Source organism: Streptomyces sp. NPDC104761 (assembly GCF_055583445.1).
The window spans coordinates 522,585-541,550 of the sequence record NZ_JBVJNZ010000001.1 but is presented as its reverse complement, the minus strand read 5'-3'; the positions used below and the strand labels follow the sequence as shown (position 1 = coordinate 541,550).

Here is an 18,966-nt window from a genome sequence, read left to right as displayed (position 1 = left end):
GGCCCGCCCGGAGACCGTGGCCGCACGCTGGCTCCGGAAACTCACACATCCGCCCGGAGGCAGGCCATGACCGCTTCGCCCACCCCCACCATGGCGCTTTCGCTGTCCGCCGCACACCGCGAGCGGCTCATGCGCCTCGCCCGCGAGGTGTCCATCCCGCAGGAGACCCGCCTGTTCGAGGAGGGCGAACGCGCCGACCGCTTCTGGATCATCCGCACCGGCAGCATCGAACTCGACCTCCAGATGCCCGGTCGCCGCACGACCGTCGTCGAGAACCTCGGGCACAACGAACTGGTCGGCTGGTCCTGGCTCTTCGCCCCGCATTTCTGGCACCTGGGCGCCGGGACGACCACACCGGTACGGGCCTACGAGTTCGACGGCACCGCCGTCCGGTCCATGTGCGAGGACGACCCGGCGCTGGGCAACGACGTCAGCCGGTGGGTCGGTCAGGTGCTCGCCCACCGTCTCCGCACCACCAGGACGCGGCTTGTGGACCTGTACGCCCCGCACGGCGCCGGCAGCGCTGTCTGAACCCTCCCCGGCACAGGACGAAGGAGTGACCATGCACGGCACGCCGCACATCGTCAGCGATGTCATGACCCACACGGTCGCCGCGGTCGGTCGCGAGGCGACCTTCAAGGAGATCGTGCGGCTGATGCAGGACTGGAAGGTCAGCGCCCTGCCCGTCGTCGAGGGCGAGAACCGCGTCGTCGGCGTCGTCTCCGAGGCCGACCTGCTGCACAAGGAGGAGTTCCGCGACAGCGACCCCGACAGGTACACGCAGCTGCGTCGTCTCTCCGAACTGAGGAAGGCCGGCGCGGTGACCGCGCAGGAACTCATGACCTCCCCCGCCCTCACCGTCCACCCGGACGCCACGCTCGCCCAGGCCGCCCGGACCATGGCCCGGGCGAAGGTCAAGCGGCTTCCCGTGGTGGACGCCGTGGGCATGCTCGAAGGCGTCGTCAGCCGTGCCGACCTCCTCAAGGTCTTCCTCCGCACCGACGAGGAGATCGCCGAAGAGGTGCGGCGCGAGGTCGTCTCCTACCTGTTCCCCACGCCGGAGTCCAAGGTGCGCGTGGACGTGTCGGACGGCCTCGTGAAGCTCGTCGGCCGGGTACGGGACGCCTCCCTGGTACCGGTGGCGGCACGGCTGGTCCGCGCCGTCGAGGGCGTCGTGGACGTGGACTTCGACCTCACAGGCCGCGGCCGTCCGGCCGAGCCGAAGAAGACTCCCGGGGAGGGCGTCGGGACCGTCGACTCCGCGTGATCCTGCGGGGACACTCCGGGCGGGTTGGGCCGGTCGGCCCTAGCACATTCGATCCGGGCGCGTGATGATCGGCGTCAAGGACAGCCCGAAGTCTGTCCTCCGTCGGGGAACGAGAGGTCACCATGCCGGAGTCACGCACGTTCAGCGAGCAGAACCCGATTCGCGTGTTCCTGCTCGACGACCATGAGGTCGTCCGCCGTGGCCTGGCCGACCTGCTCGACTCCGAGCCGGACATCTCCGTGGTCGGCGACGCCGGCACCGTCGACCACGCGCTCGCGCGAGGCCCGGCGCTGCGCCCCGACGTCGCCGTCCTGGACGTACGGCTGCCCGACGGCGACGGCATCACGGTCTGCCGGGAGCTGCGTGACCAGATGCCGGAACTGGCCTGCCTCATGCTGACCTCGTTCGACGACGAGGAGGCCCTGCTCGACGCGATCATGGCCGGGGCGTCGGGCTATGTCCTCAAGCAGATCAAGGGCTCCGACCTGGTCTCCGCGGTGCGCACGGTGGCGTCGGGCCAGTCGATGCTGGATCCCGCCACCACCGCCCGCCTGATGCGCTCGCTGCGGGCGGAACCCGCGGACAGTCCCGCCGTGCCGTCGGAGATCGCCGGTCTCTCACCTCGTGAGCGGGACATCCTCGCGCTGATCGGCGACGGGCTGACCAACCGCGAGATCGGCAAGCGGCTCTACCTGTCGGAGAAGACCGTCAAGAACCACATCTCCCGGCTGCTGGCCAAGCTGGGCGTGCAGCGCCGGGTCCAGGCCGCCGTCCTCGCCTCCCACCTGGAGCAGCCGGAGACCGGCGAACGCCCGGCGCGGTGAGACGGGCCGGGCCGTCAGGGAGGGGCCGGCCCGGAGCGTCGCCGGGGCGGCGTGCGCACATTCGCGAACCCGGCGGACGGCCGTCCCGGCAGCCGGGTCACCGAGCATGCCCGAACGAGCACGGCGTCCGCCCCAGGAGGTGTCGGTCATGAGTGGGTCCCGCTCCCCCCGGGCGGTTCGAGGGCAGCGCTCGCGCCGGAGGCCCGGTTCGTGCAGTGGCCGAACCGGTGGGCCGTGGACACCGGAGTTCCCGTGCTGACGGCCGCGACCGGGGGCGCGGAGCAGACGCGTCCGTCCCGGACACCCGGCCCGCCGGTACAGACGCTGGCGTCGCCGGAGGTGTTCACCGCGCTTGACGCCTCCGCTCGGGGCCTCGGCTCGGCGGACGCGGCGGCGCGCCGGGACCGGTTCGGGCCCAACGAACTGCCGCCCGCGCGACGCAGGAGCCTGTGGCGGGAGCTGGCCGGACAGTTCACCGACCTCTTCGCGGTCGTCCTGCTGGTCGCGTCGGCGATCACTTTCCTGGCCTACGGGCTCCAGGAGCCCCGCGAGGCGGGCACCCTGCAACTGGCCGTGGCGATCGCGGGTGTGGTCGTACTGAACGCGGGCATCGGCTTCGCCCAGGAGTACTCCGCGGAGCGGACGGCGGAGTCCCTGCAGGCCATGGTCCCGCACACCTGCCGGGTGCTGCGCGACGGGGAGCGGCAGGAGCTGCCCGCGCGGGATCTCGTGCCCGGGGACGTCGTCGTCCTGGAGGCCGGGGACGCGGTGCCTGCGGACTGCCGCCTCGTCGAGGCGCACGAGGTCTCCGTCAACAACGCGGCGCTGACCGGGGAGAGCGACGCGGTCGCCCGTACCTCCGACCCGGTGCCCGCCGGGCCGGTGCTGGATGCGCGCAACTGCCTGTTCATGGGCACCGACGTCGTGGCGGGCTCCGCGAAGGCCGTGGTGTTCGCCACCGGCGCGGCGACCGAGTTCGGCGGGATCTTCCGGCTCGCCTCCTCGGCGACGCGCCAGAAGACCCCGCTGCAGCTCCAGGTGGCCTCGATGGCCCGGCGGGTGGCGGGGGCGGCGCTGGCGATCGGAGCCGCCCTGTTCGCGGTGCGGCTGCCCTCGGGGCAGCCGTTCGTCGAGACCTTCGTGTTCTCCCTGGGGGTGATGGTGGCCCTTGTGCCGGAGGGTCTGCCCGCGACGCTGTCCGTCTCGCTGGCGATCGGCGTACGGCGCATGGCCCGTCGGCACGCGCTGGTCAAACAGCTGCTCGCCGTGGAGGCGCTGGGGTCCACCACTGTCGTGTGCACGGACAAGACCGGAACGCTCACCCAGGCCGAGATGACCGTCGTCCAGGCGTGGGCCGGCGGTGTGCGGCACCCGGTGTCCGGGGTGGGGTACGCGCCCGAGGGCGAAGTGGCCGACCCCCGGTCGGTGGGGGATCTGCTGCGGGCGTCCGCGCTGTGCTCCAACGCCCGGCTCCTCCCGCCCTCCGCCGACGGCGGGACGTCCGCCCCGGCGGAGCACCGGGGCTGGCGGGTGCTCGGCGACACCACCGAAGGCGCGCTGCTGGTGGCGGCGGCCAAGGCGGGACTCTACCGTGCCGCGGAGGAGGCCGCCGCCCCGCGGGTGGCGGAGTACCCCTTCGACTCGGTCCGCAAGCTGATGAGCACGGTGCACGGTGACGCCGGCCGCGGGTACCGCGCCTATGTCAAGGGCGCGCCGCAGGAGCTGCTCGCCCGCTGCACGACGATCGACTGGGGCGGAGAGCGGCGCCCGCTGAACGAGGAACTCCGTGCCGCCGTCATCGCCGCGAACGACGAGCTGGCGTCGCAGGGGCTCCGCGTGCTGGCCGCGGCGTGGCGTCCTGTGTCGGGTCCGCACCCGGCACAGGAGGAAGCGGAGTCGGAGCTGACGCTCCTGGGGCTGGTGGGCATGCTCGACCCGCCCCGGCCCGAGGTCAGCGACGCGGTCGCCGCCTGCCGACGGGCCGGTATCCGTATCGTCATGGTCACCGGGGACCACCCGCTGACCGCGGAGGCCGTCGCCCGCCGGGTGGGCATCGTCACCGGGCCCGCACCGACCGTGGTGACCGGTGACCGGCTCGACGCCCTGGACGACGACGCCCTGGACCGGCTGCTGGCCGTTCCCGACGAGCTGCTGATGTGCCGGGTCAGCCCGGAACACAAGATGCGCGTGGTCACCGCCTTGCAGCGACGCGGCGAGGTCGTCGCCGTGACCGGCGACGGTGCCAACGACGCGCCCGCTCTCAAACACGCCGACATCGGTGTCGCGATGGGCGCCTCGGGCACAGACGTCGCCAGGGAGGCCGCGGTGATGGTGCTGCTGGACGACTCGTTCGCCTCCATCGCGGCGGCGGTCAGGCTCGGCCGGTCCGTCTACCAGAACATCCGCAAGTTCCTGATCTACCTGTTCAGCCACAACATCGCCGAGCTCGTCCCGATCCTGGCCGCGACCTTCGCCGGGTTCCCCCTGGTGCCGATCAGCGCGGTGCAGATCCTCGCCATCGACCTCGGCTCCGACGTCCTGCCCGCGCTCGCGCTCGGCGCCGAGCCACCGGAGTCCGACGTCATGGACCGCCCCCCGCGCTCCCGGCGCGAACGGCTCTTCTCGACCTCCGTGATGGGACGCATCCTCTTCCTCGGCGGCATCCAGGCCCTGGGCGTGACCGCCGTGTTCTTCTGGCACATCCACGCCTCCGGAATCCCGTACTCGGACTTCACCAGACACGACCTCGTCTACCGGGAAGCGATCACCATGGTCCAGGCGGGCATCGTGGTCAGCCAGTTCTTCAACGCGCTCGCGGTGCGCACCGACCGGCAGAGCGTGTTCCGGGTCGGGCTGCTGTCCAACCCGTGGCTGCTGGCCGCCGGCGGCTTCGGCATCGCCCTGATGGCGGCGATCAGCTACCTGCCCCCGCTCCAGTCCCTCTTCGACACGGCTCCGCTGACCGCGTCCGACTGGGCGGCCCTCGCGGCTTTCGGCGCACTGCTGCTGGCCGCGGAGGAAGCCCGCAAGTGGTGGCTGCGGCGACCCTGGGCGACCCGTCCGAAAGGAGAAGCACGATGAGAGTGATCATCGCGGGCTGCGGCCGGGTGGGCTCCACACTCGCGGCCCGGCTCGTCACCGAAGGCCATGACGTGCGGATCGTCGACCGGTCCGCCCGGACCCGCCGACGCCTTCCCACCGGATTCCCGGGTCAGTTCCACGAGGGCAACGCCTACAGCCGCACCGTGCTCGAAGCAGCCGGAGTCGAGCACGCGGACGCGTTCGTCGCCGTCACCTCCGGCGACAACAGCAACATCGTCAGCGCGCGGACGGCCAAGGAGTCGTACCGGGTGCCGATCGTCCTCGCCCGTATCTACGACCCCCGCCGCGCCGACATCTACCGCGACCTCGGCATCCCCACCGTCGCCAGTGTCCGCTGGACGGTGCACGAGATCCACCGGACGCTGCTGCACCGCCATCTCACGCCCGAACTCACCTTCGGCAACGGCGAGACGCTGCTGGTCCGCTCGCAGCTGCCCGACCATCTCACCGGGCGGCGCCTGACCGAATGCGACGTCGACGGCGAGATCCGCGTCGTGGAGGTCACCCGCGCGGGTCGCTCGCTCGTGCCCGGCCACGGCACCCCGGCCGAGCCGGGAGACCTGGTCACCTTCGCCGTCGCCGCCACCGCACTCGGGCGGTTGCGCGGCTTCCTGGACAGGGAGTTGGGGACATGAGGGCTCTCATCGCCGGCGCCGGGCGCCTGGGCACCCAGATCGCCCAGGTCCTCGCAGCCGCCCGCAACGACGTCACCCTCGTCGACGTCGACGAGGACCGCGTCGCCGAACTCGAAGGCCATCTCGCCGTGCGCCTGCTGGCCGGGGATGCCTGTGAACCGGCCTTCCTGGAGGAGGCCGGGGCACTCACCGCCGACCTGGTCGTCGCGGCCACCGGCGAGGACGAGGACAACCTCGTCATCAGCCTCCTGGCCAAGCGACAGTTCACCGTTCCGCGCGTCGCGGCCCGGGTCAACGACGCGGAGAACACGTGGCTGTTCGACCAGAGCTGGGGAGTGGACACCGCGGTCCCCGCGGCCACCCCCCTGATCTCCCTCATCGAGGAGGCCACCGGCGCCACCGACACCGTCGCCCTGCTGCGGCTGAGCAAGGCGGGCGTCGACGTCATCGAGACCGCCATCACGCCGGAATCCGGTGCCGTGGGCCGTACGCTCGCCGGGATCCGCCTGCCCGCGGGCGCCGTCATCGCGACCGTCATCCGCGACGGCCAGCCCACCGTCCCGGCCCTCGAGATGCGTCTCCAGCCCGGCGACGAGCTCCTCGTCGTCTCCCACGCCGCCACCGAACAGGAGATCCACGCCGCCTTCCAGTGACGACCGCGGTCCGGGCGCCCGCTCACGAACGCCTGACCAGGACGGACAACCTGGAGGCATGAGTAAGCCGGGCACCCGTTCCGCACACAGCCCGCTCCACCGCCCTGCCGGCCGAGGACCAACGTCCCGGGGTGGAAGGGCCCCTCCGGCCCATGCCGGGCAGGGGGACGGGGCCCACCCTGGAGGGGGGACGCAAGGACCACGGGGGCCCACGGACGAGAAGACCCTCGTCCTGTCGCCGCGAGGAAGCGAGTGACCGTGATGCTGTGGTACGGACATGACTCCGGTGGATGGAGCTGGATGGCCATGTCGGCCGGCGTGATCCTCTTCTGGGTCGTGCTGGTCGCCGTCGGCGTCCTGCTGTTCCGGGCACTTTCCCGGTCGGCCGACAGCGGGGCGACCGCCACCGCTCCGCCGACGGGTCCGACGCCCGAGCGAGTCCTCGCCGAACGCTTCGCCCGCGGGGAGATCGACGAGGACGAATACCGACGCCGCCTGGCAGTCCTGCGCGCCGACGACGGCCCCCGTCCCAGCAAGAGCTGACCACGTCCGGCGACACCGCCCAGAGGCCCCTCGCAGGGCGGAACGGCTCGTCCTCGGACCTCCTCGGCTGGGCGCACCCGGACCTCGATACACGGACCGTGACGGCCCTGGTCGAAGACGCCGCAGCCGCTCCGCCCATGCACAACGCGCAACCGTGGAAGTTCAGCTTCCGCCGCGGCGACAGCACCGCCGCGACCACCCCGCGGGACGTGACCCCGTGTCCGCCAGTGCGCGGGGCGATCTGTCCGCCACCGGGGGCAAACCCGTGGCCGTTGACAGGCCGCCTGCGTCAGGCTCGCGGTGTGGTCGAGGACGGCCGCCCCCGGCGGCCGAGCCGCCGAACGCTTCCGCCCGGCTGACCCGACAACGCCGGCCTATGCGGTGCCGGCGGTCAGGCGGCGTACCTGCTGCGCCCTCTCCTGTGCCTCGCGCTCGGCCTGCGCAACGACATCGGCAGCGGACCGGCTCTGTTCGTCTGCTTCCTCCTGGTCGTTCTCCGCTTGCTGAACCTCCTCGCGCGCCTGCTGCAACCGTTCCTCGGCGGCAGACATCCGCCGGCGGGCCTGCTCGGTGCGCTCGCGCGCCTGCCGCAGCCCGGCGTCGGCGTCCTCTCGCCGGGCGCGCTCATCACGCAGGCGCTGCTCGGCCACCTCGGCCGCCTCCCTGGCCCGGGCAAGCTCCTCCTGGCGGGCGCGGCGCCGGTCTGCGACTTCGTTCTTGGGAGCCCGTGGCCGAGGCGAGGGCGCCGGGGGGTCCCGGGAGCCGGGCCGATCTTCCGACGGGGCAGTGCTGAGGCTGAAGTCCGAGGGCGGGGTGAGGGCGTTGACCAGGCGGCCGGCCGCCCACTGGTCGGCGGCGTCCGGATCGGCGAGCACGGCTTGCAGAGTCGCTTCGAGGTCCTGCTGGACCGACTGCGAGAGCCGGTGCCCGGCGTCGCGGGCGAGTTGGGCGGTCTCCCGGGACAGGGCGGCTACGACGCGGCGGCGTTGCGTGGAGAGCTCTTTGAGCCCGTCGGCGTCCAGGGCGTGGTAGGCCTCGCGCAGTGCCTGTCCCAGTTCGAGGAACTGCCGGCTGTCTTCTGGCTGGGAGCGCAGCAGCAGGTTGGCCGCCCAGGCCGCGAGGGTGGGGCGGCGGGCGGCTTGGATCCTGCGGGCGTCGTCCGGCCGGCCGGCTGTTCTCGCGGCGGCGGCCAGTGTCTGCCGCCGGGCGACGAAGTCGGACGGCGGCGTGACGTACAGCTCGTCGAGGACGGACTCCACGTCGTGTCCTGCGCCGCCCCGGCGGCCTTTGCGCGCGTTCAGCGTTTCCCCACCTCCAACCCGCCCACCAGCAGGCACGCTGAGGTCACGCCCGGCCCGGTGCGGCAGACCGGTCCTGGCCGGGGCGGCCCAGGAAGCCGCGGGCGGACAACGGCGGTGGGCCGTGGCGGTCGCGGGTGTTCTCGTCGAAGTCGTCGAGGAACGCGTGCAGGGCGTCGCCGGTCTGCGCGAGGGAGCCTGCGGCGAACAGCACGGGCTGATACCCGGCCACCTGGTACGGCACCCGGACCAGGTCGGGGATGTTCCGCTGCCGGATCTCCGCCTGCGCGAAGCGGGCCGGCTCCCCGTACGACGACAGCAGCGAGGCCCCGTGAAACGCGCGGCGAGGGGGCACCGACTCGGTGTCCGTCGGCGGCAGCCACGATCACGTCCCGCCGCCGCACGTACGCGGGTCGGCGAAGCCTGGATGCTCCCGAGCGTCTGCTGGCGTACGGCCCTGCGGATCCAGCGGGCTCCAGCCAAAACCATGGGTCACGCGCAGCATCCTGCGCCGGACTCAGGGCCGCAGCCAGCGGACTCGCCGATTACACCCGAGACGGCCGGGGTGCTGCCGGCCTCCCATGCCCCGGTCGCCCTCTCCACCGCCCGCACCCGCGCCCGGACGGCGCAGGCCGTCGCCACCCGCCACACCGTCGGCGAGGCCATGGGCGTCCTCATGGCGCACCAGGGGGCCGGGAGAGAGCCGCAGCCGTTCGTATGCCCTTGCTGCCGGAGTGTGAAGGTTGCCTACGTGGGTGGGGCAGGGGTACCCGGCGCTTCTGAGGCTTTTGTGCCAGATGAGGAGTGCTGTGCAGATGAAGGAACAACTCGCCGGCCCCCTCTTTCCGGGCACGAAACAGCCAGGCCGCACGGTGCGTGTCGCCTCCGTGCCTGCCGGCCACGTGTACGTCCGGCACTGCGCCGATCCCCACGGAGCGGACGGAGTGGTGCGTCTCGCGGATCCCCGGCCCAACGGCGCGCCCAGTACATCTCAGCGCTGGTGGCCCCCGGTCATGCTGGATCCGGCCTGGGTCGCCCGCCACCAAGATCGGTTCGACGTGTTCCATCTGCATTTCGGGTTCGACGCGCAGGGGCCCGACGCACTCCGTGGACTCGTCGACGCCTTGCACCGGCACGGCAAGCCGTTGGTCTACACCGTGCACGACCTGCGCAACCCGCATCAGGCAGATCCGGCGCCGCATCTCGCCGCTCTCGACGTTCTGGTTGCCCATGCGGACCAGCTGATCACCCTCACCCCGGGCGCCGCGGACGAGATCGCCCGGCGCTGGGGCCGTACGGCGAAGGTACTACCGCATCCTCATGTGGTGGAACTCTCTCGCCTGGCGCGTGCACGGCCGAGACGGCCAGGTTTTCGGGTGGGAGTACACGCCAAGAGCCTGCGTCCGAACATGGCCGTCCTGCCTGTGGTGACAGCGCTCAGTGAGGCGATGTCCGAACTGCCCGGTGCCGAGCTGCTGGTGAACATTCACCGCGAAGTCGGCGACCCGTCCGCGCACGCGTACAGCCCGGACGCCCTGACCGAACTGGAAACGCTCGCCGCGCGCGGCCGGTTGACGCTGCAGGTCCACGACTACTTCGACGACGACCGACTGTGGGACTATCTGAGCGCCTTGGACGTGTCGGTGCTGCCGTACACCTTCGGTACCCATTCCGGCTGGCTGGAGGCGTGCCACGACCTCGGTACCGCTGTCATCGCTCCGAGCTGCGGTTTCTACTCCCAGCAGCGTCCTTGCCTGTCCTACGGGCATACCCAGCGTGAGGGCCTGGACGAAGAGTCGCTGCGCGACGCGGTGGTGACCGCCTACCGCACCCGGCCGGCCTGGCGGGCCACAGTGGCCGGCCGGGAAGCCGAACGCGTCCGCGTGGGCGACGCCCACCGCGCCCTGTACAGGGAGTTGTTGGAGTGACCGCGGCCCTGCGCATCGCCCTGATCGCATCCGCCCGGTACCCCGTCCGGGAACCCTTCGCGGGCGGGCTGGAGGCACACACCTGGACGCTTGCCAGAACGCTCACCGCCCGCGGCCACCGCGTGGGCCTGTTCGCCGCGCCGGGATCGGACCCGATGCTGGATCTGGACGAACTGCCGGTTCACCGGGCGGCGCTCAGCACCGCTGCCCGTGCCGATGTCAGCATGCCCGACCCCCAGTGGATGGACGAACACCACGCCTATTTGCGGCTCATGCTGGACTTGTCCGAGAACGGCGGCAAGCGCTTCGACCTGGTGCACAACAACAGCCTGCACTACCTGCCGATAGCGATGGCCGCGACCGTGCCCCTGCCGGTGGTGACCACGCTGCACACCCCGCCCACCCCCTGGCTGGAATCGGCCATTCAGACACGTCAGCACTGCCCGGTCACGTTCACGGCCGTCAGCGCCCATACCGCACGTGCCTGGCGGCCCACCGTGCCCGCGGCACGGATCGTGCGCAACGGCGTCGACACCCGCGCATGGTCTCAGGGCCCGGGTGGAACCTACCTGGTGTGGTCGGGACGGCTGGTTCCCGAGAAGGGCCCCCATCTGGCGGCCGAGGCGGCCCGCAAGGCCGGTTTTCCCCTGCGACTGGTCGGCCCGATAGGCGACCTGCGGTACTTCACCGATTACGTCGAGCCTCAGCTCGGCGACGGTGTCGACTACGTCGGGCATCTGGACCGCCGTCGGCTTGCGAGCCTGGTGGGCGGTGCATGCGCCGCGCTCGTCACGCCGTGCTGGGACGAGCCGTACGGGCTGGTCGTGGCCGAGGCCCTGGCCTGTGGCACCCCGGTGGGCGGCTTCGACCGAGGGGCGTTGCGCGAGATCCTCGATCCCGGGTGCGGACTCCTCGCCCCGGCCGGGGACACCACCGCTCTTGCCGAACTGATCCCACAGGTCGTGCGGTTGGACCGCGGGGCCGCCCGGGAGCGCGCCGAACGCTTCTGTTCGCTCGAGGTGATGGCCGACCAGTACGGCGCGCTCTACGAGGAGCTGGTCACATGATCGGCTACTACGTCCACCACCACGGCCTCGGCCACCTGCACCGCGCACGCTGCGTGGCCCGGCACGCGCGGACGTCGATCACCGGCATGTCCTGTCTGCCTCGGCCCACCGACTGGAGCGGCGACTGGGTCCGGCTGGCACCGGACGCCGGGCCGGAGACCGCTGCGGCAGACCCGACGGCGCACGGCCGGCTGCACTGGGTTCCGCGACGCCACCCGGGGCTCCGCACCCGTATGGCGGACATCGCGCACTGGATCGAGCGGGCCGACCCGGAACTCCTGGTCTGCGACGTCTCCGTCGAAGTGGCCGCACTCGGCCGGCTCATGGGCGTCCCCGTCGTGGTGGCCGCCATGCGTGGCGAGCGCGGCGACCCCGGCCATCGTCTCGCCTACGACCTCGCCGAAGCCCTCCTGGCCCCTTGGCCGGCGCTGGCCGCCGAGCCGGGCTGGCCCGTCGGCTGGTATGCCAAGACGACGCACACGGGGGCCTTTTCCCGCTACGACGGCCGGGAGCGGCCGGAGCGGCCCGGGAACGGTGGCGAAGTACTGCTGATGCTGGGAGCCGGGGGCGCGGACGTGGATGAGGCTGACGTGCGCAAGGCGGCGGAGGCCACACCCGGCTGGAAGTGGACCGTACTGGGGGGAGCCGCCGGCTGGGTGGAGGACCCGTGGCCGCTGCTGTGCCGGGCCGACGTGGTCGTCACGCATGCCGGGCAGAACGCCATCGCCGAGTGTGCCGCCGCCCGCGTCCCCGCCGTGGTCGTCCCGCAGACCCGGCCACACGGCGAACAGCATGCCACCGCTCGTGCGCTGACGGCCGCTTCGCTGGCCACCGTGTGCGACACCTGGCCGGAGCCACAGGACTGGCCCGCGCTGCTCGCGCGGGCGCGACAAGCAGGCGGCGAGCGCTGGGACCGGTGGGCGCCCGGCGACGGCGCCGCTCTCGCCGCTCGGCTGATCGACACCTTGGCAACCCGTTACGGGCCGCCGGGGAGCTCGGTCCCGCCGGCCCAGGAGGGTTCCTCATGCGTACGGCGGTGATCACCCTGGTTGCGGGGCGGCACCGGCATCTGGCGCTCCAGCAGCGTGGGCTGGCCGACGGCACGCACCACCCGGACCATTACGTCGTGGTCACCCTCGACGACCCGGATGTCGCCGAGGTCGTCCGAGACCGGTCACCGGACGCCGACGTGACCACGGTGAAGCTGGCCGCCGGCCGGTTGCCGCTCGCCACCGCTCGCAACGTCGGTGCCCGACGAGCTCTGGCCGCCGGCGCTGAACTGCTGGTCTTCCTCGACGTGGACTGCGTTCCAGGGCGGACCCTGCTCCGCCGCTACACCGACACGGCCGCCATCGCCGAGGCAACCGGCGACCGCGCCCTGCTCTGTGGCATCGTCGCCTACCTGCCCCCGCCGCCACCGAGCGGGTATCGACTGGAGGAACTGCCCGAGTTGGCGCCGCCACATCCAGGACGGCCGAGCCCGGCCGACGGCGAGATCCTGCGCGGCGGCGATCACCGGCTCTTCTGGTCCCTGTCGTTCGCTCTGACCGCTGATACCTGGCGACACACAGGCGGCTTCTGCGAGGACTACACCGGTTACGGCGGAGAGGACACGGACTTCGCCCGCACCGCCGCGGCACGAGGTGTGAACCTGTGGTGGGTCGGAGGCGCCCCCGCCTATCACCAGTACCACCCGGTCAGCCACCCCCCGGTGGAGCACCTGGACGACATTCTGCGCAACGGAGCTGTGTTCCACCGGCGCTGGGGCAGCTGGCCCATGGAGAACTGGCTGCTCGACTTCGCCCGCCTCGGATTGATCCGCCACGACGCCACCACCGACACCTGGCACCGCACCGGCAAGCCCGTGACGCGGACCGCCGAGGTGGCCGGCGCCGACCTGGGTGCGGGCGATCACTGACGCGGTGGCCCGTTCGACCGCGACTTCGTCGAAGCGCACACCTCGGCATCGAGGAACTCGCCGAACGCGTCGCCGAACACCGCCCCGGCCCGGGCTGCCCGCATCTGTGACGTACCCGCCCGAGAGAGCACCGACCCGCCCGAGAGAGCACCGAGGCAGCGAAGATCTTCGGCGGTGCCAAGCGCCTGCTGTCCCCCGTCCTCCAGGGCTTCTACCAGTCCCACCAGGCCACCGCAGCCGCGGCGCCGGCTCCGTGCCGGTTTCCGCACACCTGGCGCACTACGGCAGCGGGGACCCGCCGGTGGCGTTGACGATCTCCGCGGTGACGTAGCTCGCCTCCGCAGAGGCGAGGAAGACATACGCGGGAGCCATCTCCGCGGGCTGGGCGGGGCGACCCATGGGTGACTGCTTTCCGAACTCCGTCGTGTCCGGAAGCGTTGCCGGGATCAGCGGGGTCCAGACCGGCCCCGGTGCGACGGCGTTGACGCGGACTCCGTCGGCGGCGACCATCTGGGCCAGCCCCTTGGTGAAGGTCACGATGGCCCCCTTGGTCATGGCGTAGTCCAGCAGGTGAGGGCTGGGCTGGTAGGCCTGGACCGAGGTGGTGTTGATGATGGAACCGCCCCGGGGAATGTGCGGCAGCGCCATCTTCGACAGCCAGAACATGCCGTACAGGTTGGTGCGCACCACGCGGTCGAACTGCTCGGTGGTGATCGCGGCGATGCCGTCCGGCTGCGACATCTGGTAGGCCGCGTTGTTGACGAGGATGTCGATGCGGCCCCATTCCTCCACCGCCCGGGCGACCAGCCGCCGGCACTGCTCCTCCTCCCGGATGTCGCAGGGCACGGCCACCGCCGTGCGGCCCGCGTCCTTGACGAGCCGCGTGGTCTCCGCTGCCTCGTCGCCCTCCTCGGGCAGGTAGGTGAACAGCACGTCGGCGCCCTCACGAGCGAAGGCCAGCGCGACGGCGCGCCCGATGCCCGAGTCGCCGCCCGTCAGCACCGCCTTGCGATCCTGGAGCCGTCCCGCGCCCCGGTAGGAGTCCTCGCCGTGATCCGGTGGCGGGTCCATGGGACCCGTCCACCCGGGATGCTCCTGGTCCTGCTCCGGAAAGTCCGGTGCAGGCTGCCGGGGCTGGGAGCGTGATGTGTCAGACATCGGATCGTCCTTCCTCCCGGGCTGCGACGGACACGCTGGGCTTTTCCTGTACGTCCGCTCGCATGCCGACGCGCCCTTATGGCTGCGCAGTGGGCATTCCGTCCGCTCAGGGCTGAGTGCCCGGGACCAGTTGATCCATTCGGGCTTGTCGACGGTCGGGTGGGAGTTCCACGGTCCCTGCCCCCCGCGCGGGTACCGGCGAGGGAAGGGGGATGATGTCACCGTTTGGCCGCATAGGCGATGGAAACTCGAAATGCCGAGTTCATGTGCAAAGACGCAAGGACGCAACGCCCGCAATCCGTGGCCCACCGCCGCGGTCCAACGAGATCCGAGAGGAGTCCGTGTCATGACGACTCCTGATCCTGCACCGGGCCGAACCCCCGGACTCACACCGGGCGACGGTGTGCCACCAGGTGAAACTCCACCCGCTGAGGGAAGCACCTCCTCCGGCATCTCCTATCCCGAGCCGCCCGAGCCGCGCAAGGGGTGGGCGGCCTTGCCACTCGTCCTCATCGGGGCCGTGGTGCTGCTGGTCGCGATCGGCCTCATCGCGATGGTGGTGGCACTGATCGGGTAGCGATGCACGGTGCCGGCCCGGATGCGAGGGCCGCGTGGAGCTCGCCGAGAGGGCGGCGGGCGGCGGCGGTCAGGTCGGTGAGGGCGGTGATCTGGCCGGCGGGACGGCGCAGGTCGGCCGCGTTGGCGCGGGCCCAGGTGGCGGTGGTGCGTTCGGCGGCCCGGGCCTGGCGGGTGGCCGTCACGCGCCGCTCTCCGGTGGTCCCTGCCGGTCCGGGGCGGCCGCGCAGGTAGCGGCGTTCGGCGGCCTGGCGGCTTGCGACGCCGAGAGGCTGGGCGAGGTCGGCCCAGCTCGCGCCCGCGTCGCGGGCGGTCTCGATCAGGCCGGTCTCCCAGCCGGCGAGCCGCTCGCGCACCTGCCGCAGCAGCATCAGGGAGGCCAGCGCCTGCTCGGGACCGGGGCCCGCGGCGTCGGGGATCTCGTGCTGGGCATCGCGCAGCGCGTCGTCGATGGCGTTCAGGGCCGCCGCGGCGGCGAGGAACGACGCCGGCTGTGGGCGTTCGCGCCAGTCGTGGACGGCTGGTCGGCCGCGGTCACGGGCACCTCCTTCCGGTTGTCATCACTTGGACGACGTCGTGTTTGTCATCCATCGGATGACGTGTTACAACGGTGTTCGTGAGGCGCATTGGCAGCAACTGCCTGAACCCGCTGGAGGTGTTTTCACGATGTTGATGCGCACCGACCCCTTCCGTGAGCTGGACCGGCTGGCACAGCAGCTGATGGGCCCCGGCACCTGGTCCCGCCCGTCGCCGATGCCGATGGACGCCTACCGCGAGGGCGAGGAGTACGTCGTGGCCTTCGACGTGCCCGGTGTCACCGCGGACGCGATCGACATCGACGTCGAACGGAACATGCTCACCGTCAAGGCCGAGCGCCGGCCGGTCGCGAAGGCCGACGACGTGCAGATGGAGCTGTCCGAGCGGCCGCTCGGCGTCTTCTCCCGCCAGATCGTGCTCGCCGACACCCTGGACACCGAGCACATCAAGGCGGACTACGAGGCGGGCGTGCTCACCCTGCGCATCCCGATCGCCGAGCGCGCCAAGCCCCGCAAGATCTCCATCGACGTCGGCTCCGACCGCAAGGAGATCTCCGGCTGACACCGGCCGGACGGGTGCGGAGGGGCGGGCCCCCGATCTCCCCTCCCCCGCCCTCCGCACCCCCCAAGCAGCCCGAAGAGGAAGGGGTGGCGGCTGAGATGACCCTGCGACGCGAAGCGTTCCTCGGCCAAGTGAAGGAACGCGGCGAATACGGCACGGCGGAGGAAGCCGAGCGGGCAGCCCGCGTGGTGCTCGCGCTGCTCGGCGCGCATCTGGTCGGCGACGTCCGCGCCCAGCTCGCGGCGCGCCTGCCGGAAGGCTTCGCCCTGATCCTGCTCAACCCGCTCCAGAGTGCCGAACCGCTGCCTCCGGAGCGTTTCGTCCGGGCAACCGCCGCCTGGATCGAAGGCGCTACCGAGCAGACCGCGGCCTGGGACGTCAGCGCCGTGCTGTCCACCGTCGCCGACGCCGCCGGCGACGACCTGCTGGGCCAGATCCTGCTCCAGCTCCCCGCCGGCTACGACCTTCTCTTCGGCCGCCCCCAGCCCGCCTGACCATGACGGGTGGCGCCGCACCAGCGGCACCACCCGCCCGGCTGCTCCGGGTTACGCCAGGGGCCGGTGCGGAAACGTCCGTCGGCGGTGCCGGGCGAGAACGACCGGCCCGGGGCGGAAACGTCCGAGGCAGCTGAATCGTGAAGGCGCTTCCTCGGTTCGTCCGGTCACGGCGGCAACCGCGACGACGGTCACACCGACGCGCGGACCACGATCCGGCCCGGAACGGGCGCCAACCCCCCGGCGTCGATGCCCAGGGCGTGGCGAGCGGCGATGCGTCCGAGGATCTCGGCATCGATGTGGACGGTGGTGAGCGCCGGCGTGGAGAGGGCGCCGTACTCGATCTCGTCGAAGCCGATCACGGCCACGTCCTCGGGCACCCGCAGTCCGAGGTCGCGCAGGGCGGTCAGCGCCCGCAGCGCGATGTCGTCGTCGAAGGCGGCCAGCGCGGTCAGCCGCGGGTGAGCGGCCAGGAACGCCTCGACGGCTGCAGCGCCCGCCGCCCGGGGCCGCGGCACGACGAATCGCTCCAGGGGAGGCAGCCCGAGCCGGTGGGCGGCCTCCCGGGCGAAGCCGAGCCGCGTCTCGGTCAGCGGGAAGTCGTGGTCCGGCAGGGCCATCGCGATCCGGGAGTGCCCCCGCTCGGCGAGGTGGCCGATCTGCAGCGCGGCGTTGAAGGCGAAGCCGCTCTCCCAGTCCTCCTCGGCAGGCTCCTGCCCCCGCATGTAGACCTCGCCGAGCCGCAGCACCGCCCGCGGCGCGATGGTGTCCAGGACCTTCTGCGTTGCCTCCGGGATCGCGTGCCCGTGCCGGACCAGCAGGATATGGTCGTGCTCGGCCAACTCCTCGTCCAGGCCCCGGACATAGCTGCGCGAGAAGTTCCCCTCCATGCCCCAGTCGACGTTGAGCACGACGATGCGCGAAGACCCCTCGCGCAGCGCACGGGCGATGCCGTGCGGGACGTACCCCAGCTCCCGGGCGGCCTCCACGACCCGTTCCCTGGTCGCGGTGGAGATCGTCTGCCGGGGGTCGTCGTTGAGAACGAAGCTCACCGTCGCCCGCGACACCCCGGACGCCTTCGCCACGTCGGTCAGGGTCACCCGGCCCGAACGGCCCATGCCGGCTCTCTCCCTCTCAGTGGACCGAATCGCCCCCGGCCGACGCCTTCGGCGAAAGACCGTGTCCGGGCTCTAGAACGATTAAGCATCTGGCGCTACCCTACGCCGCTAGATCGTTTCAGCGCTGTGTCCGGGGCACGCCGCATCTCCCCGAGTCCCGACCGCCGGCAGCTCTCCGGACGGGCCGGCAACAGTGATCGTCGCGGACCCGCGGAACCCCGCCCGCCGGGCCCTACACCGCGACAGCCCTGCGCTCGGCACCCCACTGGGCGGCGCGCACGGTGTTGACCAGGAGCATGGCGATGGTCATGGGGCCGACGCCGCCGGGGACCGGGGTGATGCGGTCGGCGATGCCGTCGAGTTCGTCGGAGCGGACGTCGCCGGTCAGTCCGGCGGGTGTGCGGTGGATGCCGACGTCGATGACGACGGCACCGGGCCGGACGTGTTCGGGTCCGACGAGCCCGCGCACGCCGGTGGCGACCACGACGATGTCGGCGGGCCGGGTGACGGCCGCGAGGTCGGTGGTGTGCTCGTGGGCGACGGACACGGTCGCCCCGCGCCGCAGCAGCAGGTGGGTCAGGGGTCTGCCGACGAGCTCGCCCCAGCCGACCACCGCGACGTGGGCGCCCCGGAGGGGAATGGCCTCGGCGTCGAGGAGTTCGATGACGCCGCTGGGGGTGCACGGGCGCAGGCCCCGTTCGCCGCGGGCGAGGCGGCCGAGACTGGCGGTGGTGAGACCGTCGACGTCCTTGGTGACGGGGATGCGGTCGATGAGGCGGGCCGCGTCCAGGTGTGCGGGCAGCGGGAGTTGGAGCAGGATGCCGGAGACCTCCGGGTCGGCGGCCAGTTCGTCGATGACGGCGGCCACGTCGTCGTGGGTGGCGTCCTGGGCGAGGTGGCGGTGGAAGTCGCGCATGCCGGCCTCCCTGATGGCGCGGCGTTTGGCGGCGACGTACACGGCGCTGGCCGGGTCGTCGCCGACGAGGACGGTCGCGAGCCCTGGGACCATGCCCGAACCGGCCGCTCCGGCGACCTCCTCGGCGACCCGTGCCCGGATCCGCCGGGCGATCCCGCTGCCGTCGATCGTGGTTGTCATAGTGGCGAACCGCTTTCTTGTCGTGAGGAACGATTCGCCCGGGTGGGAGGGTGCTGCGTGCGGTCGGTGTGACCTCGGCTGTACGGCGCCGGGGGGGGTGGGGGGGGGGGGGGGGGGGGGAGGGAAGGGAGGGGAGGGGGGGGGGGGGGGGGGGTCGGCGGGGGGGGGGGGGGGGGGGGGGGTGGGTGGCT

The 18,966-nt window shown here is 72.1% G+C and carries 19 protein-coding genes and 2 pseudogenes; 15 read left to right on the top strand and 6 right to left on the bottom strand.

What is annotated here, in order from left to right:
• Positions 1-66: 66 nt before the first annotated feature.
• From ACZ63F_RS02510 to ACZ63F_RS02480, 7 genes are all read left to right on the top strand, one after another.
• Positions 67-531, top strand: a complete 465-nt coding sequence (locus ACZ63F_RS02510) for a Crp/Fnr family transcriptional regulator (RefSeq protein WP_469707951.1) — start codon at positions 67-69, stop codon at positions 529-531.
• Positions 532-562: 31 nt separating this feature from the next.
• Entirely contained in the window at positions 563-1,267 is a 705-nt protein-coding gene (locus tag ACZ63F_RS02505; protein WP_469707949.1) for a CBS domain-containing protein, read from the top strand.
• Positions 1,268-1,389: 122 nt separating this feature from the next.
• Entirely contained in the window at positions 1,390-2,091 is a 702-nt protein-coding gene (locus tag ACZ63F_RS02500; protein ID WP_469707947.1) for a response regulator, read from the top strand.
• Positions 2,092-2,301: 210 nt separating this feature from the next.
• Entirely contained in the window at positions 2,302-5,172 is a 2,871-nt protein-coding gene (locus ACZ63F_RS02495) for a cation-translocating P-type ATPase (RefSeq protein WP_469707945.1), read from the top strand.
• Entirely contained in the window at positions 5,169-5,828 is a 660-nt protein-coding gene (locus ACZ63F_RS02490) for a potassium channel family protein (RefSeq protein WP_469707943.1), read from the top strand. The genes ACZ63F_RS02495 and ACZ63F_RS02490 overlap by 4 nt, the downstream gene beginning before the upstream one ends.
• Positions 5,825-6,481: a potassium channel family protein gene (locus ACZ63F_RS02485; protein ID WP_469707941.1), complete on the top strand. Its 657-nt coding sequence runs from the start codon at positions 5,825-5,827 to the stop codon at positions 6,479-6,481. Before ACZ63F_RS02490 ends, ACZ63F_RS02485 begins: the two co-directional genes overlap by 4 nt.
• A 261-nt stretch (positions 6,482-6,742) precedes the next feature.
• On the top strand, positions 6,743-7,024 hold the full coding sequence (locus tag ACZ63F_RS02480; protein WP_469709293.1) for an SHOCT domain-containing protein: 282 nt from the start codon (positions 6,743-6,745) through the stop codon (positions 7,022-7,024).
• Positions 7,025-7,398: 374 nt separating this feature from the next.
• Here the strand turns inward: ACZ63F_RS02480 and ACZ63F_RS02475 are convergent, their stop codons facing one another.
• Both ACZ63F_RS02475 and ACZ63F_RS02470 read right to left on the bottom strand, forming a co-directional pair.
• Entirely contained in the window at positions 7,399-8,283 is an 885-nt protein-coding gene (locus ACZ63F_RS02475) for a hypothetical protein (protein WP_469707939.1), read from the bottom strand.
• A gap of 85 nt (positions 8,284-8,368) precedes the next feature.
• Positions 8,369-8,677 carry a hypothetical protein gene (locus tag ACZ63F_RS02470; protein ID WP_469707937.1) on the bottom strand — a complete coding sequence of 103 codons (309 nt, stop codon included), beginning with the start codon at positions 8,675-8,677 and terminating at the stop codon, positions 8,369-8,371.
• A 198-nt stretch (positions 8,678-8,875) separates the two neighbouring features.
• Here ACZ63F_RS02470 and ACZ63F_RS02465 point away from each other — a divergent pair.
• The 5 genes and pseudogenes from ACZ63F_RS02465 to ACZ63F_RS02445 form a co-directional block, all read left to right on the top strand.
• A pseudogene (locus tag ACZ63F_RS02465) lies at positions 8,876-9,001 on the top strand (antitermination regulator); the annotation flags it as partial.
• A 136-nt stretch (positions 9,002-9,137) separates the two neighbouring features.
• Positions 9,138-10,250 (top strand): glycosyltransferase, encoded by a 1,113-nt coding sequence (locus tag ACZ63F_RS02460; RefSeq protein ID WP_469707935.1) that lies wholly within the window; start codon positions 9,138-9,140, stop codon positions 10,248-10,250.
• Positions 10,247-11,317 (top strand): glycosyltransferase family 4 protein, encoded by a 1,071-nt coding sequence (locus ACZ63F_RS02455; RefSeq protein WP_469707933.1) that lies wholly within the window; start codon positions 10,247-10,249, stop codon positions 11,315-11,317. The genes ACZ63F_RS02460 and ACZ63F_RS02455 overlap by 4 nt, the downstream gene beginning before the upstream one ends.
• Complete coding sequence (locus ACZ63F_RS02450) at positions 11,314-12,357, top strand: glycosyltransferase (protein ID WP_469707932.1); 1,044 nt, start codon at positions 11,314-11,316, stop codon at positions 12,355-12,357. Before ACZ63F_RS02455 ends, ACZ63F_RS02450 begins: the two co-directional genes overlap by 4 nt.
• A complete protein-coding gene (locus ACZ63F_RS02445) occupies positions 12,342-13,235 on the top strand; it encodes a glycosyltransferase family 2 protein (RefSeq protein WP_469707930.1) in 894 nt (297 codons plus the stop codon). The genes ACZ63F_RS02450 and ACZ63F_RS02445 overlap by 16 nt, the downstream gene beginning before the upstream one ends.
• Positions 13,236-13,514: 279 nt before the next feature.
• Here ACZ63F_RS02445 and ACZ63F_RS02440 read toward each other — a convergent pair whose 3' ends face one another.
• Positions 13,515-14,393 carry an SDR family oxidoreductase gene (locus ACZ63F_RS02440; protein WP_469707927.1) on the bottom strand — a complete coding sequence of 293 codons (879 nt, stop codon included), beginning with the start codon at positions 14,391-14,393 and terminating at the stop codon, positions 13,515-13,517.
• A 346-nt stretch (positions 14,394-14,739) separates the two neighbouring features.
• On the opposite strand from ACZ63F_RS02440, the gene ACZ63F_RS02435 reads away from it, so the two are divergent.
• The gene (locus tag ACZ63F_RS02435) at positions 14,740-14,970 is read left to right on the top strand and encodes a DUF6480 family protein (RefSeq protein WP_469707925.1); all 231 of its coding nucleotides are present in this window, start codon (positions 14,740-14,742) and stop codon (positions 14,968-14,970) included.
• Here the strand turns inward: ACZ63F_RS02435 and ACZ63F_RS02430 are convergent.
• Positions 14,939-15,507: pseudogene (locus ACZ63F_RS02430) on the bottom strand (type III effector protein). The gene ACZ63F_RS02435 and the pseudogene ACZ63F_RS02430 overlap by 32 nt on opposite strands.
• Positions 15,508-15,635: 128 nt before the next feature.
• On the opposite strand from ACZ63F_RS02430, the gene ACZ63F_RS02425 reads away from it, so the two are divergent.
• Both ACZ63F_RS02425 and ACZ63F_RS02420 read left to right on the top strand, forming a co-directional pair.
• Positions 15,636-16,067: an Hsp20/alpha crystallin family protein gene (locus tag ACZ63F_RS02425; RefSeq protein ID WP_469707922.1), complete on the top strand. Its 432-nt coding sequence runs from the start codon at positions 15,636-15,638 to the stop codon at positions 16,065-16,067.
• Positions 16,068-16,165: 98 nt separating this feature from the next.
• Positions 16,166-16,561, top strand: coding sequence for a DUF2267 domain-containing protein (locus tag ACZ63F_RS02420; protein WP_469707920.1), 396 nt, complete (start codon positions 16,166-16,168; stop codon positions 16,559-16,561).
• A gap of 191 nt (positions 16,562-16,752) precedes the next feature.
• Here the strand turns inward: ACZ63F_RS02420 and ACZ63F_RS02415 are convergent, their stop codons facing one another.
• Positions 16,753-17,679, bottom strand: coding sequence for a LacI family DNA-binding transcriptional regulator (locus tag ACZ63F_RS02415; protein ID WP_469707919.1), 927 nt, complete (start codon positions 17,677-17,679; stop codon positions 16,753-16,755).
• Between the two features lie 232 nt (positions 17,680-17,911).
• Entirely contained in the window at positions 17,912-18,775 is an 864-nt protein-coding gene (locus tag ACZ63F_RS02410; RefSeq protein WP_469707918.1) for a bifunctional 5,10-methylenetetrahydrofolate dehydrogenase/5,10-methenyltetrahydrofolate cyclohydrolase, read from the bottom strand.
• Positions 18,776-18,966 lie beyond the last annotated feature (191 nt).

Excerpts from the sequence above, each read along its gene's own strand:
- ACZ63F_RS02510 (WP_469707951.1), top strand. The coding sequence starts at position 67 with ATGACCGCTTCGCCCACCCCCACCATGGCGCTTTCGCTGTCCGCCGCA.
- ACZ63F_RS02505 (WP_469707949.1), top strand. The coding sequence starts at position 563 with ATGCACGGCACGCCGCACATCGTCAGCGATGTCATGACCCACACGGTC.
- ACZ63F_RS02500 (WP_469707947.1), top strand. The coding sequence starts at position 1,390 with ATGCCGGAGTCACGCACGTTCAGCGAGCAGAACCCGATTCGCGTGTTC.
- ACZ63F_RS02490 (WP_469707943.1), top strand. The coding sequence starts at position 5,169 with ATGAGAGTGATCATCGCGGGCTGCGGCCGGGTGGGCTCCACACTCGCG.
- ACZ63F_RS02485 (WP_469707941.1), top strand. The coding sequence starts at position 5,825 with ATGAGGGCTCTCATCGCCGGCGCCGGGCGCCTGGGCACCCAGATCGCC.
- ACZ63F_RS02480 (WP_469709293.1), top strand. The coding sequence starts at position 6,743 with ATGCTGTGGTACGGACATGACTCCGGTGGATGGAGCTGGATGGCCATG.
- ACZ63F_RS02460 (WP_469707935.1), top strand. The coding sequence starts at position 9,138 with ATGAAGGAACAACTCGCCGGCCCCCTCTTTCCGGGCACGAAACAGCCA.
- ACZ63F_RS02450 (WP_469707932.1), top strand. The coding sequence starts at position 11,314 with ATGATCGGCTACTACGTCCACCACCACGGCCTCGGCCACCTGCACCGC.
- ACZ63F_RS02445 (WP_469707930.1), top strand. The coding sequence starts at position 12,342 with ATGCGTACGGCGGTGATCACCCTGGTTGCGGGGCGGCACCGGCATCTG.
- ACZ63F_RS02440 (WP_469707927.1), bottom strand. The coding sequence starts at position 14,393 with ATGTCTGACACATCACGCTCCCAGCCCCGGCAGCCTGCACCGGACTTT.
- ACZ63F_RS02435 (WP_469707925.1), top strand. The coding sequence starts at position 14,740 with ATGACGACTCCTGATCCTGCACCGGGCCGAACCCCCGGACTCACACCG.
- ACZ63F_RS02425 (WP_469707922.1), top strand. The coding sequence starts at position 15,636 with ATGTTGATGCGCACCGACCCCTTCCGTGAGCTGGACCGGCTGGCACAG.
- ACZ63F_RS02420 (WP_469707920.1), top strand. The coding sequence starts at position 16,166 with ATGACCCTGCGACGCGAAGCGTTCCTCGGCCAAGTGAAGGAACGCGGC.
- ACZ63F_RS02415 (WP_469707919.1), bottom strand. The coding sequence starts at position 17,679 with ATGGGCCGTTCGGGCCGGGTGACCCTGACCGACGTGGCGAAGGCGTCC.
- ACZ63F_RS02410 (WP_469707918.1), bottom strand. The coding sequence starts at position 18,775 with ATGACAACCACGATCGACGGCAGCGGGATCGCCCGGCGGATCCGGGCA.